At 59.5% G+C, this 16,928-nt stretch carries 10 protein-coding genes; 3 read left to right on the top strand and 7 right to left on the bottom strand.

The window, feature by feature from the left end:
- Positions 1 to 98 precede the first annotated feature (98 nt).
- The 7 genes from H8S23_RS06520 to H8S23_RS06550 form a co-directional block, all read right to left on the bottom strand.
- Positions 99 to 632: a hypothetical protein gene (locus H8S23_RS06520; RefSeq protein WP_186887521.1), complete on the bottom strand. Its 534-nt coding sequence runs from the start codon at positions 630 to 632 to the stop codon at positions 99 to 101.
- A 51-nt stretch (positions 633 to 683) separates the two neighbouring features.
- Complete coding sequence (locus H8S23_RS06525) at positions 684 to 1,109, bottom strand: hypothetical protein (RefSeq protein ID WP_186887522.1); 426 nt, start codon at positions 1,107 to 1,109, stop codon at positions 684 to 686.
- Positions 1,106 to 1,600 carry a DUF4860 domain-containing protein gene (locus H8S23_RS06530; RefSeq protein ID WP_186887523.1) on the bottom strand — a complete coding sequence of 165 codons (495 nt, stop codon included), beginning with the start codon at positions 1,598 to 1,600 and terminating at the stop codon, positions 1,106 to 1,108. Before H8S23_RS06530 ends, H8S23_RS06525 begins: the two co-directional genes overlap by 4 nt.
- A 141-nt stretch (positions 1,601 to 1,741) precedes the next feature.
- Positions 1,742 to 2,080 (bottom strand): hypothetical protein, encoded by a 339-nt coding sequence (locus tag H8S23_RS06535; protein ID WP_186887524.1) that lies wholly within the window; start codon positions 2,078 to 2,080, stop codon positions 1,742 to 1,744.
- Between the two features lie 65 nt (positions 2,081 to 2,145).
- A complete protein-coding gene (locus H8S23_RS06540) occupies positions 2,146 to 3,207 on the bottom strand; it encodes a type II secretion system F family protein (protein WP_186887525.1) in 1,062 nt (353 codons plus the stop codon).
- Between the two features lie 178 nt (positions 3,208 to 3,385).
- A complete protein-coding gene (locus H8S23_RS06545; protein ID WP_186887526.1) occupies positions 3,386 to 4,393 on the bottom strand; it encodes a transglutaminase domain-containing protein in 1,008 nt (335 codons plus the stop codon).
- A 352-nt stretch (positions 4,394 to 4,745) separates the two neighbouring features.
- Positions 4,746 to 5,474: a sortase gene (locus H8S23_RS06550; protein WP_186887527.1), complete on the bottom strand. Its 729-nt coding sequence runs from the start codon at positions 5,472 to 5,474 to the stop codon at positions 4,746 to 4,748.
- A 298-nt stretch (positions 5,475 to 5,772) separates the two neighbouring features.
- Here H8S23_RS06550 and H8S23_RS06555 point away from each other — a divergent pair, with 298 nt between their 5' ends.
- The 3 genes from H8S23_RS06555 to H8S23_RS06565 all read left to right on the top strand — a co-directional run bounded on the left by H8S23_RS06555 (position 5,773) and on the right by H8S23_RS06565 (position 16,398).
- Positions 5,773 to 6,978 carry an AfsR/SARP family transcriptional regulator gene (locus tag H8S23_RS06555; protein ID WP_186887528.1) on the top strand — a complete coding sequence of 402 codons (1,206 nt, stop codon included), beginning with the start codon at positions 5,773 to 5,775 and terminating at the stop codon, positions 6,976 to 6,978.
- A gap of 464 nt (positions 6,979 to 7,442) precedes the next feature.
- Positions 7,443 to 7,934 (top strand): hypothetical protein, encoded by a 492-nt coding sequence (locus tag H8S23_RS06560; RefSeq protein ID WP_186887529.1) that lies wholly within the window; start codon positions 7,443 to 7,445, stop codon positions 7,932 to 7,934.
- Positions 7,935 to 8,022: 88 nt separating this feature from the next.
- Entirely contained in the window at positions 8,023 to 16,398 is an 8,376-nt protein-coding gene (locus tag H8S23_RS06565) for a hypothetical protein (protein ID WP_186887530.1), read from the top strand.
- Positions 16,399 to 16,928: the final 530 nt, after the last annotated feature.

Genomic DNA, 16,928 nt, shown 5'->3' on the forward strand with positions numbered 1-16,928 from the left:
TTCGGTCTCCTTTCGGTCTGGTCCGCGGTCAGGATGCCAAAACGGGCGGGCGCCCCCGGCAGAGGCCGCGCGCGCCCGTCCGTCTTTTTTAAAAGGGCTCAGGGCCGGCCGGGCAAAGCGCCGACAGCGCCCTCGCCGCCGTAGACCGGCAGCCCCTCGTCCGGCTGCCACTCGCCCATGCTTTCCACCTGCCAGCGCAGGATCTCATAAAAGCCGCTCTTTCCCGCTTCGGGCGGATGTACGCGCAGCTCGCAGGCCAGCGACTGGCCCTCGTTGACCTGCACCGAGAAAGAAAAGCGCAGGCCGCCGTCCTCCGCCGTCACCTCGCCCAGCCCGGCCAGGGCGGCGCCGGCCCGTGCCAGATAGGCGCCTTCCTCTCCGCCCGCCAGCCGCCAGCAGTCCGCCAGCAGGGCGTCCGCCCCGGCCAGCGTCTCCTCGGCCGCGTTGGATGCGGTATAGTATTCCAGTGTGTGGTCGGCGGCTTTGCGGGAGAGGTTCCAGTCCGCCCGGGCGCTCACCAGCGACAATGCCGCAAAGGTCACCAGGCACAGCAGCACAAAGATGACCAGGATGGAGGACGCGCCGACGCCAAGGCCGGTGCCTCCCCGCCGCTTTTGCTCCTGCTCGGTCATGACTGCCGCCCCCTTTCCCTAAAATGATCGTGCATTTTCCCCGCCTGCGGCTCAGTCCGCGGTGAGCGGGACATGGCAGCGCACCGGCAGGGAGAACAGCTCGCCGCCGTCCTCCAGCCGCTCCACCGTCACGGCGGTCACCTCGTCCGCGGCGGGAGAAAGGCGCATCACATAGACGGCTCCCTCTTTGGCGGCGGGCTTCCAGTCCGCGTCATAATAGATGACCAGCCCGCTGTCCTCGGCCGCCGCGCCCTCGAGCAGGGGCAGCGCGGCGTTCAGGTCGCCGTCCTCCGCCCGCAGCACCGCGGCCGCGGTTTCCGCCCCGGCGACGGCGCGGTTGAGGTCCACGGTATCCTGCGACATGAGATGGGCCTTTACAAAAAGCTGTACGCAGACGGCGCTTGCCGCTGCAAAAAAGAGGATCGCCAGGATCAGTTCCATCAAAAACAGGGCGGACCTTGAACTTTTGCGGTTCATGCGGCGGCCCCCCCTTCTGCGCTGCGCAGCCCAAAGGTCAGCTGCTCCTGCGCGCCGTCCGTGCCGGTGACGGTCACGCGCCACAGCCCATCCTTAAGCGCCTCAAAGGACAGGCCCGCGGCCTCGGTGATCTGCTGGCCCAGCTCGGGCTGGGGGGCGTCCTCCGCCCGCGCCAGCAGCTCGCGCACCGCGCCGTCGTAGTAATAGATATAGGTCTTGAAAAGACCGCTCTCGCCCTCTTTGGTCAGCACCAGGGCCTGGCCGCCGCCGATCTCGCCCAGCGCCACCGCCCCGGCGGCGTCGCTCTGGCGCACTTTTTCCGCCACATACGAGACCGCGGTGCGGGTGCTGAAGTTCTGATCCATATTGCGCGCGGTGGAGGTGTAGACGTCGGCGCCGATGAGCACCACCGCCAGCGCGCTGGCGCAAAAGACGCAGAACAGCGCCAGCGTGAACAGCACGTCGATCACCGAGCCCCTGTTTCTCTGCATGGCGGGCACCTCCTTTTGGGCGAAAAATAGCAGCGGAAAAAAGTAAAGTAAAAAGTAAAAGCTGCCGCAGCCGCGGCCGGAACACAGCCGCCGCGCGGACCTGCGGAGCACAGGGATGCGCCCGCGGGGGCGGGGCTGCGTTTACCGCCCTTTTGCGATGACGGTCACCGAGGGCATCAGGTTGCTGGCAAACACCTGATAATCCACCAGAAATTTGTCCGTGTCCACCCGCACGCCGTAGTGCTCCTCCAGGTATTGCAGGCTCTCGGGGTAAGCGCCCTCGGTGGCGTAACAATGCACGGCGCTGCGGCGGATGGCGCTTTCCAGGCTGTCCCGCTCGGCCTCACGGGCCGCGCGGCTCACCGAGGAAAGCCCGGGCACAAACAGCCCCAGCACCAGCGCGAAAAGCGCGGCGGGCAGCAGCAGCTCCCGCAGCGGGGCAAGATCCCTTTTCTGTTTTTTAAAGCGGTTGCGGCTCATGGCGCGCTCCTTCTCTCAGGCGTTCGGGGCGGCGGTCAGGCCGCCGCAGAAACAGGCTCGGCCGCTCAGCCGATAGAGGACATGATGCCCATCAGCGGCAGCATCACCGACAGCAGGATAAAGCCCACCAGCACCGAAAAGACGGCCACCAGCGTGGGCTCTACCAGCGAGACCAGACGGGTCACCTCGGCGTCCACCTCGTCCTGATAGCGGTCGGCCAGCTTTTTCATCACCGCGTCGGCGCTGCCGGTCTTAAAGCCGACCGTCACCATCCGCGCGTAGACGCCGCTGAACAGCTCGGACCCCACCAGGGCGTCGCCGAAATTCAGGCCGTCCTCTTCGATCAGCTTCTGGCAGCGGACGATCTTCTGCTGCACCTGGGGATTGTCCACCAGACGGCCCACCATGGCCAGGCTCTTGTCGGTGTCCAGCCCGCTTGCCAGCATCAGCGACATGCCGCTGGCAAAACGGGCGCTGCCGATCTTGGCCGCCAGCTTGCGGCTGCCAAAGACCCGGGCGCCGAAATGCTTTGCCTTAAAGGCGCGGCCGGCCGCGGTTTTGGAGCACCACAGGCAGAAAGCAGCCACAGCGGCGGCGATCACCACCAGCACCACGGAATAGCGGGACAGCGCCTGCCCCACGTGCAGGATGGAGAGGGAGATGCCGCTCATCTCGGCGCCCAGCTGAAGAAAGACCTCGTTGAACACTGGCAGCACCTTGACCAGCAGCACGCCCAGCACCACCACCATCATCACGATCATGACCAGCGGGTAGCGCACCGCGCTGCGCACGGCCTCGTGCAGGGCTTCTTCCCGTTCATAATAGGCGGCCAGGGCGTCCATGACCTCGTCCAGCCGGCCCGTCTCCTCGCCGATCGCCGCCATGTCCAGCAGATAGCGGGGAAACGCCCCGCTGGCAGCCAGCCCGGCGGTCAAAGGCTCGCCCAGCTCGCAGTGGTCCAGCGCCGTCTGCAGGATGGCGCGCCCCTCCGCATTTTCGGTGTCCTCCACCATGATGCCCAGCCCCTCGGTCACCGAGATGCCGGAGCGCAGAAGCATGGCGATCTGGGCGCAGAAGACCGACAGCTCGCCGTCGGTGAGCCGCTTTGTCTTTGGTGTTGCCGCCATCGTATCCTCCTCCTGTCCACAGGTTTGCTTGAAAAGATCAAAAGTTTACAGCTTGTCGCGAATGATCGCAGAGAACCGCAGAAAAGGGAACGGCCGCGCCGCCGGGGCTGCGCGCAGCCCGGTTTTCGGCACTCTGCTGCCGCGGGGGCCATGATCGCCCGGCGGCGGTCCAGCCGCTTCAGTACACCAGCAGCACGTTGTAGTTGCTGTCGGCTGCGATGAAATCCATGATCCACTGTTCCTGATTGCCGTTGTCCGCAAAGGTGGGGTCCATCCGCTTCCACTCGTGGCCGTCAAAGCGGATGATGCCGTTGATCCACCCCACGTCGTCCACGTAGACGCTGACCCAGGCGTGGTAGATATCCCCGGCCCAGCCGATGTCCAGGCGGGTCGGGATGCGCTGGGTGCGCAGCATCGTGGCCATCACGGCCGCGTAGTCAAAGCAGATGCCGCCGCCGCTGGCCAGCGTTTCGTCCACATCGGGCAGAAAATTCTGCACCGACCCGCGGGAGGCGACCGCCGCCTTGTCGTAGTCATAGTCCACATGCTCCATCACGTAGTTGTACACCCGGTCCACCACTTCAAGGTCGGTCTCGGCCCCCTGGGCCAGTTCGGCCGCAGTGGCCACCGCCCCGGTGTCCGCATCGTAGCGCACGAACTGATTGGGCCGCAGAAAGGTGGTGAACTCGTCTTTCACCGGCGCGCTGACGGTGACGCCGTAAAGCGGATAATACTCGTTGCCGCCGGCGCTCTCGTAGACGTTGATCTGATAGCTGCCCGCCCCGGCCGACAGCGGGAACACCTCCCAGCCGCCGTTCAGGGCAAACTTGTACTGCACGCCGTCCGGGCCGTCCACCAGCATGCGCACCTTGGGGCTGGCGCCTGCATAGTTGGCCATAAAGTAACCGTCCGCCAGGTTGGAGCAATCGATGGTCACCGAGGCGTTGCCGTAGGCCTCGGTCCCGAGGGCGGAGGGTTCCAGCACCTGGGGGGTGCTGTCCCGCACGGGGGTGGGCTCCGGCGTCGGGGCAGGGGTGGCGGTGGCCGCCGGGGGCTGGGCCGGGCTCGCCGCGCCCGGCACCGGCGAAGAGGACACCGGCACGGGGTCCCCGCCGCAGCCGTACAGCGCCGAGGCGAGTAAAAGAGAGAGCAGCAGCGCCAGCGCGCGCCGCAGTGTTTCCCGCACGGACGCCACCTCCTTGCCGCGGGCCGAAAATTTTTGCAACATCGTGTCTGCGCAGCCCTTATCCGGCCTGGCCGGCCCGCCGGATAAGGGCGGACCGGCCGGCGTAAAGCGCCGGGCAAAGGGCGGGGCCGCCCCGGCAGGCGCGCCCCAAGGGCCCGCCCGCGGCGGCGATCTACTTTTTAGTCTACATCAATTTTAAAAAATGGCAACAAAAAAATCAAACCGTTTATCGATCTGTCAAAGAAAACCTGGACTTTATCTTCACGGACAATGCTGTTCTGGCCGCGGGAGACAGACCACCTGTGTTCCCCCCTGGGCGGTCGCCCGCGCCCGGTGCCGGCTTTGAAGCCGTTCAGCCCCCGGAAGAGCTGGAGGAAGAGGACGAGCCGTCGCCGTCCTCCGGCTCGAGCGGGTCGGCCCGCAGCAGCTTGCCGCGCACACAGACCCGCTCGGTGTCCCCCTCCATCTGGCAGCTGGAAAGGGTGATGGCGCTGTAGTTGGTGCAGTACATCATGCTCCAGTCGTCTACCGGCACGGTCACCGTCTCCATATACTGATAGGTGAACAGGTAGCCGTTGTATTCCAGATACAGCAGGTCGCCCTCCTGAAATTTATCGATGTTATAGAATTCGGCCCCATAGACGCCCCGGTGCCCGGCAATACAGACGTTGGGGTTGCCGTAGCTGGGCAAAGCGCTGTAGTTGTACAGCCCCACGCCGTATTTGAGCACCCCCTCGGTGGTGCCGCTCAGCACCTCGCCCTCATAGGCCAGCCGGGGCACCCGCAGCACCAGCTGCCCGTTTTTGTACGCCTTGCGCTCGTTGGTGAGAAAAAAGCTGTCGGTGGGATAGGTGTAGCGATTGTAGTTGTCCTCCACAAAACCGCTGTCTGCGGTCAGCGAAAGATCCTCCACCGTGGGCAGCGACATGTCCAGGTTCTCCCGGTAGGTCCACTCGCGGTACCATTTGGGCACCCAGTTGACCCCGACGTAATACAGCAGCAGCGCCGCGCCCGCCAGGATCAGCACAAGCGACAGCAGCCCGCGCGGGGTAAGGCGGTGTTTTTTTTGAGGATGTTCCATGCCCTGTCTCTCTGCCTCTTTCTGTTTAAAATTTCTCTGTCTTTGAAGTTCAAATTTGAAAAGTCATAAAATATCGGGTTGAATTTTGCAAAACAACAAAAAAGTGATGGAAAAGCAATTAGAATCAGGTAAAATGCACAAAAGAATAATTTTATTTTCATCCAAACTTTGAAATAGTTGGCGCTTTCTATTTTACCGCCTATTTGCTATACTTGTAAATAGCGAAATAAAATCAGAGCAAAACCAAAATTTTCTGCAGACCATTTTTTTGAGACCGACAGAAAGGGGGGTGGGACGGTTGCAGCAACCCTGTATCCATATCGCCATGCTGGGCGAGTTCCAGGTGAAAGTGGGAGACGCGGTCGTCAGCGGCGGCGGCGCCCGTGCCAACCAGATCTGGAACCTGCTGCAATACCTGGTCGCCTTCCGGCACAAGACCCTCTCGCAGGAGGAGATCATCGACGCCATGTGGGAGGAGGGCACCGGGGACCCGGCCAGCGCGCTGAAAAACCGGGTCTACCGCATCCGCACCGCTTTTGCCAGGGCGGGCGCGCCTTATGCCAAAGACGTCATCCGTCTGTCGGGCGGCGTTTATGCCTGGAACAACGACCTGCCCTGTCAGGTGGACACCGAGATCTTTGAGGACTGCTGTGCCCGCGCGGCCGCGCCCTCGCTGCCGCAGGCGCAGCGCATCGCCCTTTACCGCCAGGCGGTGGACCTGTACAAGGGCGATTTTCTGCCCGCCGCCTGTTTCATGTCCTGGGTCATCCCGCTGAGCAGGCATTATCACACGCTTTATTTCAAAAGCGTGCAGAGCCTGCTGGAGCTGTACGAGGCCACGGAGGATTATGAGGCCATGTACGAGGTGGCGAACAGCGCCGCGGGCATCGACAAATTTGAGGAGGCGCCCCACAAATACATATTGCTCAGCCTGATGGGGCAGGGCAAACAGGCGCAGGCGCTCAACTATTACAATTATGTCAGCGACCTGTTCTACCGGGAGATGGGGGTGGGCCTGTCGGAGGAGCTGAGGGCCCTGTACCAGCAGATCGCCAGGACCGTCAAGACCGCCCGCACCGATCTTGACGTGCTGCGCGAGGATATGCGGGAGGACCCGGCCAGCATCAACGGCGCTTTCTACTGTGAGTACGAAGTTTTTAAAAACCTTTACCGCATCGAGGCGCGGGCGGCGGGCAGGCATGGGTCTTCCACCTATCTGGGCCTGCTGGGCCTGAGCGCGCCGGAGGGCGGCGAGCCTGCCCGGGACGTGCTGGAGCGCGGCATGGAGGCGCTTTACCGCTGCATCATGGACAGCCTGCGCCGCGGCGACGTGTTTTCCCGCTGCAGCGCCAGCCAGTATGTGCTGCTGCTCTCGCCCATCACCTACGAGGACGGGCAGATCGTGCTCACCCGCATTGAAAAAAATTTCAAACGCGTCTACCACTCCCGCAAGGCGGCGCTGGTGCGCAACCTGCAGCCCCTTATCCCGGTGGACGAGTGGTGAGCCGGCGTGTAATGCGTCCCCAAAGGACGGGCACAAAAGTGCCCGTCCTTTTTTGTGTTTTTGCAGACCGGGGAGAAAACGGTCTTAAAACAGGTCACAAAAATCTCGAAATATGATTTTTTAAGAAAGAAAGGGCGGGCCACGGGGGCGGAAAACGCTGGACCTGCCTTTGAACCTGCGCCGCAGGGGAAGCTGAGGCGAAACAGGGCATTTGCCGCAGCCCGCCGCCGTCTGCGGGCTGCGTGTAAGCTGCCGCGCCGCGGCTTTTTTTCCCGCAGAGCCGCCAATAGGCCTCAGGTCGCGCGCGGGCGGAAGCGATTAAAAAAATTGTGACAAAAAAACAAAAGACGGTGACCGTTCGGTGACTGCCGGGTGAGATAATGACAATGATAAAACCGGCCGGGTGGGCGCAGTGTCCTCTTTTGGCCGGCGATCCGATCACAGAACAGAAAGGCGGGATGTGCATGGCGGGCACGGGCGGCAAGGCCCTCATCATACCCAACGGCGCCACCCGCGTGCTGATCTGTGTCGACGCCCTGCGGGATGAAGAGCTGGGCGGCAGATGGTACAATCCCTATCAGCCCCAGGCGGTGCGGTTTGAAAGCGTGCTGCAGCTGCTCGGCGGCATGGAAGAGCTCTACGACGATCTGTCCTTTCCGCAGCCCGCGTTCTGCTGCCGCAGCTGGCGGCAGGAAGAGCGCGGCCGGGACAGATACCGCAAACGGCAGAAAGAGGTGAAGAGGTACATGAGCGACGAGATCTTCAAAGAAAAGCGGGGCGAAAAGGCCACTTTCGTGGTGCAGGTCCAGTTCCGGCAGAACGCCACCTGGCAGGGCACCGTGACCTGGGCCGAAAAAAACGAGACAAGGCATTTCCGCAGCACGCTGGAGCTGATCCGCCTCATGGACGAAAGCCTCAGCATGGATCAGGACACACCGGCCCAGGCCGCGCCCTGAAGCGGCAGACCCCCAGCATCCCCGGCCCGGAGGCCGGTTCAGATAGATCAACACCCTATATGAGTTAAGTGAGGAAAGGGTTGAAGAAATGAAGAAAAAATTTTTAAGTACGCTGTTGGCGCTTGTCATGCTGGCGACCTGCCTGCCGCTGAACCTGTTCAGCGCGGTCGCGCCAAACGACAGCGGTGAGGCTGCGGTGCCCGGTGTCTATAACGGCGCAAGCGTCACCAAAGACGGTATCACCCTGAGCAAGGACGCCGTGCAGGTGGGCCTTGACGAGTACGAGGTCACCCTTAAGCTCACCGGCGGCGGCACTGCGCTGCAGCGTGAGCCGATGGAGCTGGTCTTTGCCCTGGACGCCTCTGCCAGTATGTGGGAGCAGGTTACGGTCACCGCGCGCAGGGAGTGCGGCAAGACGATCCAGAGGTCGGTGAACACGACCACCTCGACAAAGACCGGCGACAACTATTGGGAGAGGGGCGCGCTGAAGCGCACTTTCACCGAGACCGAGACCCAAAAGGTCACCTATCAGTGCGAGGACGGCCATGTGCAGAGCACCTACACCGCCACGCGCACCCGCAGCGGCACCCAGACTTATTGGGCTTTCGTAGGATGGGAAAACGACGGCAGCCCCAGCTGGAGCGGCTGGAGATGGTCGAGCCCGGACGTGAATATCGCGGGCCAGACCTGCAAGTTTGAAGTTGTAGGCACCGGACAAAGCAAAGTTGACCGCATCGTGCGCGCCCGCGCGGCAATGAAAGAGCTGCTGCGCAAGCTGTACGACAACAAAGTCGACGCGCGTATCCGCATCCTTCAATTTGCTGGTAATTCGCAGGAGCTGACTTCCGGCTGGGTCGATCTGATGAAAGAACAGGACGGCGAGCTGGTACAGGATCAGACCGCGCTGAACACACTTCTCGGCCTCATTGATACGAGATGGTCCCCCTTGCCCAAAAGCGGCGGCAGCGACCGTCCGATTTATGGGAAAAGCGGCGGCACCAACATCCAGCAGGCGCTGTCTCATGCCGATCGCCTGTTCACCGCAGACAATACTAAGCCGCAGAATCTGCTGCTCGTCAGCGACGGCGGCCCCACCACCTATAATAAAAACGGCACGATCGGTTATTGGTGTACAAAGCACAGCGATTATTGTTCAGACGCCGCTGATGCGGCGCTGAAACAGGCGGGGACGGTAAAGAACGCCCACGCCGCGAATTCGAACTTCTCACTGTACGCGGTATCGGTGGATATCACGAACAGCAGTGCAAAAAAATTCTTCCCGCAGCTTGCCAGCCCGGGCTGTTCCGTAGAGGCCAGCAGTGAAGAGCTCAGCGGCGAGTTCATGAAATTCGTCTCCAAGATCACCCAGCTGGTGAACAACGGCGTCGTGACCGACCGGATGGGTGAAGACGTGGACCTGGAAGAGCAGAGCGTAGCCATCAGCCCCTCCGTGTTGTACGGGGACGACGGCGAAGCGCTGCCCGCCGGCCAGCAGCCGTCGTACAGTTTCAAGGACGGTATTCTGGAATGGTATACCGGCTCCTATCTGAAAAAGGGCGAGGAGTACACCATCACTTACCGGGTAAAACTGAACAATCTTGACAAGGCCGGCCAGTATGTGCCCTTGAACGGCACCACAAGTTTGTCCTATAAAGATAAGGACGGCAAAAGTCACGATATAAACTTCAATGTGCCGCAGGTGGCCTATGCCACCGGCACCCTGCTGGTGACCGCCAGCGGCCTGCCGGATGGGGCGGTCTTGCATGAGCAGACCGATGGTCCCGCGCTTGTGGGCACAGGGGAATTCACCAACGAGTTCGACACGGTACGGTCTGCGGGAAAGATTGTAGACAATCTGCCCGCTGATTATGAGCTGAAGCAGGTGAACGTCACCCGCGGCGAAGGTGCGGACACACAGGAACTCACCCCGGAAGAATTTGAAGAGTGGTTGAAAGAAGCGTCTTCCAGCAAGGGGACGGGGATCCTGGACGTCGTAGCTGGCCAGACCAAGATCGAATATGTTTACGGCGTCAAGCGCGGCGGTTTCAGCTTTGCCAAGACATTGGCTGCCGGCCTGCCCGCGGACGGCGCGACGGCATTTACGTTCAAGATAGAACTGGCCAACGAGAAGTATGACCTCAACGGTGAGACCATCAAGTATGTGGTGGGCGGCGCCGAGCACACGCAGGTGCTGAAAAGCTCTTTGCTGGGTGGGTACTCCTTTAAGGTGGAAGTCAAGGCGGGCCAGACCGTTCAGGTCGCTCAGGTGCCCGTGGGGACCCGCTATGTGGTCTCTGAGACCGATACGGGAGATTATGCCGATTTGACTGAAACCATGGCCGGCACGGTCGTGGCGGGCGACGGCGCCCGCGGGACATTTACCAACAACAAAAATTTTGCACTGACCGTTGAACATGTGTATTTCGCCGCTGATGGCAGCGAGATGAAGGTAACTTCGAAAGATGCGGTAGAGACTCTGTTTGGAGCCGCTGTCCATGAGACCAAAGCAGACAAAGACGGTTATATCCTCACGAACATCGTCATGACGCCCTCCAATAAAACGGAGATCGTTGATAAAACAGCCGGCGTCATCACTGCAACCATGCCTGCGCAGGACGCGGTCATTCGGTTTGAGTATACTCCCCGCACCGATCTGAGCTATACGGTGGAATACCGCGAGGACAGCGAGACCGGCTCGGTGCTGTACCCCTCCAAGACGGAAACGGGCAAGACATTCGGCAAGACCTATACCGAAAACGCGGTTGACATCAAGGGTTATAAGGTGGATCAGGAGACCAAAACCGTAACGATGGCGACCGGCGTCAATAAGATCGTCTTCATCTATACAAAAGACGACGGGCAGACGCAGAAAACGACCTACACTGTGAAACACACGATCGAGGGTGTGGAGCAGACCGCGGACACCAGAAACTACGAGGACACCGCGTGGATCAATGAAAAGAACCCGACCATCGTGGTCAAGGACGGTTCTCTGGCGCAGAAGACCTACACAGGCTACAAGTTCGAAAAGATGACCCCGGCGGCCAAAGAGGGGGATTCTGTCGCCAGCGGCACGGTTATTGTTCTGAACTATGTGAGGGACGATAAACAGACGCAGCCGACGAGCTATACGGTGCAGCACAAGGTGGAGGGCGAGATCCGCGATAGCCAGAAATATACCGGCACTGCGTGGATCAACGAGGAGAACCCGACCATCGTGGTCAAGGCCGGTTCTCTGGCAGAGAAGACCTACACGGGCTACAAGTTCATCAGTATCGACACAGAGTCCAAAGAGGGCGACAAAATTGCCAGCGGCACGGTCATCACTCTGACGTATGTAAAAGATGATGGCCAGACGCAGCCGACGAGCTACACGGTGCAGCACAAGGTGGAGGGCGAGATCCGCGATAGCCAGAAATATACCGGCACTGCGTGGATCAATGAAGAGAACCCGACCATTAAGATCGAGGCCGGCTCCCTGGCAGAGAAGACCTACACGGGCTACAAGTTCATCAGTATCGACACAGAGTCCAAAGAGGGCGACGAGATTGCCAGCGGCACGGTCATCACTCTGACGTATGTAAAAGACGATAAGCAGACGCAGAAGACGACCTACACTGTGAAACACACGATCGAGGGTGTGGAGCAGACCGCGGACACCAGGAGCTACGAGGGCACTGCGTGGATCAACGAAAAGAACCCGACCATTAAGATCGAGACCGGTTCTCTGGCGCAGAAGACCTACACGGGCTACAGGTTTGACAGCATGACCCCGGAGACCAAAGAGGGGGATTCTGTCGCCAGCGGCACGGTTATTGTTCTGAACTATGTGAGGGACGACAGCCAGACGCAGCCGACGACCTACACTGTGAAACACACGATCGAGGGTGCGGAGCAGACCGCGGACACCAGAAACTACGAGGACACCGCGTGGATCAATGAAAAGAACCCGACTATCAGGGTTCAGGAGGGAACACTAACCCCCAACAAGTATCAGGGCTACAAGTTCGAAAAGATGACCCCGGAGACCAAAGAGGGGGATTCTGTAGCCAGCGGCGCGGTTATCGTTTTGAACTATGTGAGGGACGATAAGCAGACACAGCCGACGAGCTATACGGTGCAGCACAAGGTGGAGGGTAAGATCCGCGATAGTCAGGACTATACCGGCACTGCGTGGATCAATGAAAAGAACCCGACCATCGTGGTCAAGGACGGTTCTCTGGCGCAGAAGACCTACACGGGCTACAGGTTTGACAGCATGACCCCGGAGACCAAAGAGGGGGATTCTGTCGCCAGCGGCGCGGTTATCGTTTTGAACTATGTGAGGGACGATAAGCAGACGCAGAAGACGACCTACACTGTGAAACACACGATCGAGGGTGTGGAGCAGACCGCGGACACCAGGAACTACGAGGACACCGCGTGGATCAACGAAGAGAACCCGACCATCGTGGTCAAGGCCGGTTCTCTGGCAGAGAAGACCTACACGGGCTACAGGTTTGACAGCATGACCCCGGAGACCAAAGAGGGGGATTCTGTCGTCAGCGGTACGGTTATCGTTCTGAACTATGTAAGGGACGACGGGCAGACGCAGAAAACAGCCTACACTGTAAAGCACACGATCGAGGGTGTGGAGCAGACCGCGGACACCAGGGGCTACGAGGGCACTGCGTGGATCAACGAAAAGAACCCGACCATCGTGGTCAAGGACGGTTCTCTGGCGCAGAAGACCTACACGGGCTACAAGTTCGAAAAGATGACCCCGGAGACCAAAGAGGGGGATTCTGTTGCCAGCGGCACGGTTATCGTTCTGAACTATGTGAGGGACGATAAACAGACGCAGCCGACGAGCTATACGGTGCAGCACAAGGTGGAGGGCGAGATCCGCGATAGCCAGAAATATACCGGCACTGCGTGGGTCAATGAGGAGAACCCGACCATTAAGATCGAGGCCGGTTCTCTGGCAGAGAAGACCTACACGGGCTACAAGTTCATCAGTATCGACACAGAGTCCAAAGAGGGCGACAAGATTGCCAGCGGCACGGTCATCACTCTGACGTATGTAAAAGACGATGGCCAGACACAGCCGACGAGCTACACGGTGCAGCACAAGGTGGAGGGCGAGATCCGCGATAGCCAGAAATATACCGGCACTGCGTGGATCAATGAAGAGAATCCGACCATTAAGATCGAGGCCGGTTCCCTGGCAGAGAAGACCTACACGGGCTACAAGTTCATCAGTATCGACACAGAGTCCAAAGAGGGCGACAAGATTGCCAGCGGCACGGTCATCACTCTGACGTATGTAAAAGACGACAAGCAGACGCAGAAAACGGCCTACACTGTGAAGCACACGATCGAGGGTGTGGAGCAGACCGCAGACACCAGAAACTACGAGGGCACCGCGTGGATCAATGAAAAGAACCCGACTATCGTGGTCAAGGCCGGTTCTCTGGCAGAGAAGACCTACACGGGCTACAAGTTCGAAAAGATGACCCCGGAGGCCAAAGAGGGGGATTCTGTCGCCAGCGGCACGGTTATCGTTCTGAACTATGTGAGGGACGATGAGCAGACGCAGAAAACGGCCTACACTGTGAAACACACGATCGAGGGTGTGGAGCAGACTGCGGACACCAGGGGCTACGAGGGCACCGCGTGGATCAACGATGAGAACCCGACTATCGTGGTCAAGGACGGTTCTTTGGCGCAGAAGACCTACACGGGCTACAGGTTTGACAGTATGACCCCGGAGACCAAAGAGGGGGATTCTGTCGCCAGCGGCGCGGTTATCGTTCTGAACTATGTGAGGGACGATGAGCAGACAAAGACCGTGGGCTACACGGTTGAATATTACCAGGACGGCAGCCATGTGGTCGGAGATGACGTGGAGACTGAAAAGGCTGTGTGGGTAAACGGTAGTTTGCCTGTAAGTGTGAACATGCCCGGCGATAAATATGCCGGCTATAAGCTGGCAGACGCCCCCACAGATCCCGTGACAATTCCCGCGAGCTATTCCAATGGCGGCAAGGGCGAGAACGTGATCAAGGTGTTCTATGTAGCCGACAACAGTCAGACACAGCCGACGAGCTACACGGTGCAGCACAAGGTGGAGGGCGAGATCCGCGATAGCCAGGAATATACCGGCACTGCGTGGATCAACGAGCAGAACCCGACCATTGAGATTGAGGCCGGTTCTCTGGCACAGAAAAACTATGATGGATATAAATTTGCCGGCATCGACTCAAGTGCGCAAGAAGGTGATCGGATCCCTAGCGGCACAGTCATCACCCTCACTTATACCATCCGCACAGACCTCTCCTACAAAGTCGAGTACTACTACACCGGTACCAATACCCCCTTTGACACCTATCAGAGCGAGGCGAATGTTGTTTTTGGTACCGAGGTCAATGATGTGGCGGACAGCAATGCGCTGAAGCCCGGTTATATGCGGGTGAGCACTGAAAACCTGCCCTTGAAAGTCGGTACCGATTTGGGCGCGAATGTCGTTAAGGTTTGGTATGGTCCGCAGACCGATATTACGGCTGGCCTGCACTACAACGTTGAGTTCTATGTGGATGAGGCGTTAAGAGACTCCGCGGCTGGTCTGGAAAAAACCATTTGGGCGGGTCAGTCCACGGCGAATATCACGCGTGAAGAAGTCGTTGTCCATCTGGCTGACGGCTCGGTAAAGGGCATCGATGACTACTTGCAGTATTTGGGTACAGACCGGTATTACCTGACGGGTGAACCCTCGGCTTATCCCGTTGTGGTTTCTGAGGGAGATACCGTCAAGGTCTACTACCGCAGTAAGGTTGCTCAGTCGGGTGATTTGAATGTCGCACACAGTTACACCAAGAACAACTATCACGACGATCAGCTGATCGGTACCGAGACCGGCGAGACCGGCCCGGGCAGTGAGATCAGAGCTTACGGCAATGTAGCGGTATCTGGTCTGTATCAGCAGACCTATAATGGCACAGGATACAATGTCACAGGCTATAAGGTCTATCGCATGCAGAAAGAACTTGTTGAGGGCGATCTCACTGAGGAGCAGCTGCAGGCAAACCTGACGCAGGCACAAGAGGCCTATGAGCAGGCGGTCAAAAACTATGAAGCGGCCGTTGCAGCGGCAGGTATCACCTTGAACGAGGAAGGTGATATCGAGTCAAATACGGCGCAGGCAGATAAGGCGGCAGCCGAGAAAGAAGTCGAGGCACTGGTTCAGGAGCGTGAAGCGCTGGGTGAGCGTCCGGCCGATACCCCTGAGATCGAAGTATTGAAAGGTGCCATGGCAGAAGCTGAAACGGCATACAATGCAGCCAAGGCCAAGTATGATGCAGCCAAAGAGGCATATGATGCCTATCAGGCGCTGGCAAGTGAAAAAGCAGCCAATGATATCCGTTTGGCGGAACTTCCCGGTTTGATCGGGGCCGAGACGACCAAAAAAGTCGATGAAGCCCCTCTGCTGACCGAAGCGGAACGCGCGGGAAAAGCCTATCAGGATGCTTTGGCCGCACAGGCAAACCTGCCCGAGAGTGCGACGGAAGAAGAGCGAGATACGGCGCAGCAGGTGGTGGATGCCGCCTTGGCAGACAAAAAAGCGGCGGACGATACACTGACAAGCGCGCAGAACGCCAACCGGGCTGCTGATGAAGCAATCGCTGCATTCGAGAATGAAAAGGCGGCTTTGGAAAAACGCAATCAGGAGTTACAGGCGCAGATGTCTATTTCCTCCCCCGAGGAGCCCTCTGAGGAGGAGGCAAAAGCGGCAGAGCAGACTTATCTTGAAGCGAAAGCTGCTTTCCAGCAGAACCCGACCTATCAGGCACAAATGCTTTGGGATCAGGCGGATGTGAATCTGAATACAAGAACCGCTGATGCCAAGGCTCGTGTGAGCGCAGCCAGGCTCCTGCTGGATCAGTACAATACTGCGCTTGTCGCCCGCAATGAAGCCGAGACTGCTCTTGAGATGGCTCAGGCAGCAGTGAGCGGAGACAAAGTGGCGCTTGCTCGGGTTGCTATGCTGCTGAATAATGAGTTTAAAGCAGCGGAAGAAGAGGTTACCGTTAACAATGGGGCATTTAAGTATGAGGAGGGCTACAGCTATCGTGTGGTGATCAGCTACTATGCTGAAGCAAGAACCTATACTCCGGTCGAAGAGCCTCCCACGTCGCCCTACATTCCCCCGGTGGTCATCCCCGACGACCGGGTGCCTGCAGGGCCCGGACCGAGCCGTCCGGTGACCATCATTGACGACGACGTGCCGATGGGCGCACTGCCGAAAGGCAAGAGCCGCACCAGAAGAGGCCTGTACACCATCCTGGACGACAACGTGCCCCTGGGCGCGCTGCCGAACACCAGCGGTTCCCGCGGCGCTGCCGTGGGCGGGCTGGGCGCATTCCTGCTGGCTGCAGGTGCGGTTCTGGGTCTGACCAAAAAACGCAAAAAGGATGACGAGGAGTAAGCTGCAAAGCGTATGCATCGCATCCCGGTAAGTTCCAAAAAAGAAAGACGCCTTCGGGCGTCTTTCTTTTTTATATTGGGGCAGCTTCAGCAAACGGAAGCCCCGGCCTTGCCGCAGGGGAAAAGCTTTGGCCCGGGGCTGTGCGCGAAGAAAACAGGCAAAAGGGCCGGCCTCTGCATGACGGGAGGGGAGGCCATAAAAGAGCTTCGCTGCTGGGTCGGCGGCAGGGCGGAGGAGGCGGACACCGGCGGCTCCGACAGGCCCAAAGATGCCTGACGGCAGCAGGGCTTTTATAGAAAACAGTCAAACTTATGCCTTGGCCAGGGATCTTGATGGGGCAGAGCCATACCCTTTGGCTTGACCGATGGGGCCCACAAAAGTTTTTCGGCGCCCCGCGCGGGGCGCAGCGGGCTGACCGGCATGCCGCTCGTTGTGCGGCGCGCCTGCCTGCCGATGTTGTGCAGGCCGATGCTGGCCCCAAAGCCCTGCATCCCCTGTTGTGCGGCGCGCCCGCCCACAGGGCTGCGCCT

Source organism: Anaerofilum hominis, from assembly GCF_014287275.1.
GTDB classification, from domain to species: Bacteria; Bacillota; Clostridia; order Oscillospirales; family Ruminococcaceae; genus Pygmaiobacter; species Pygmaiobacter hominis.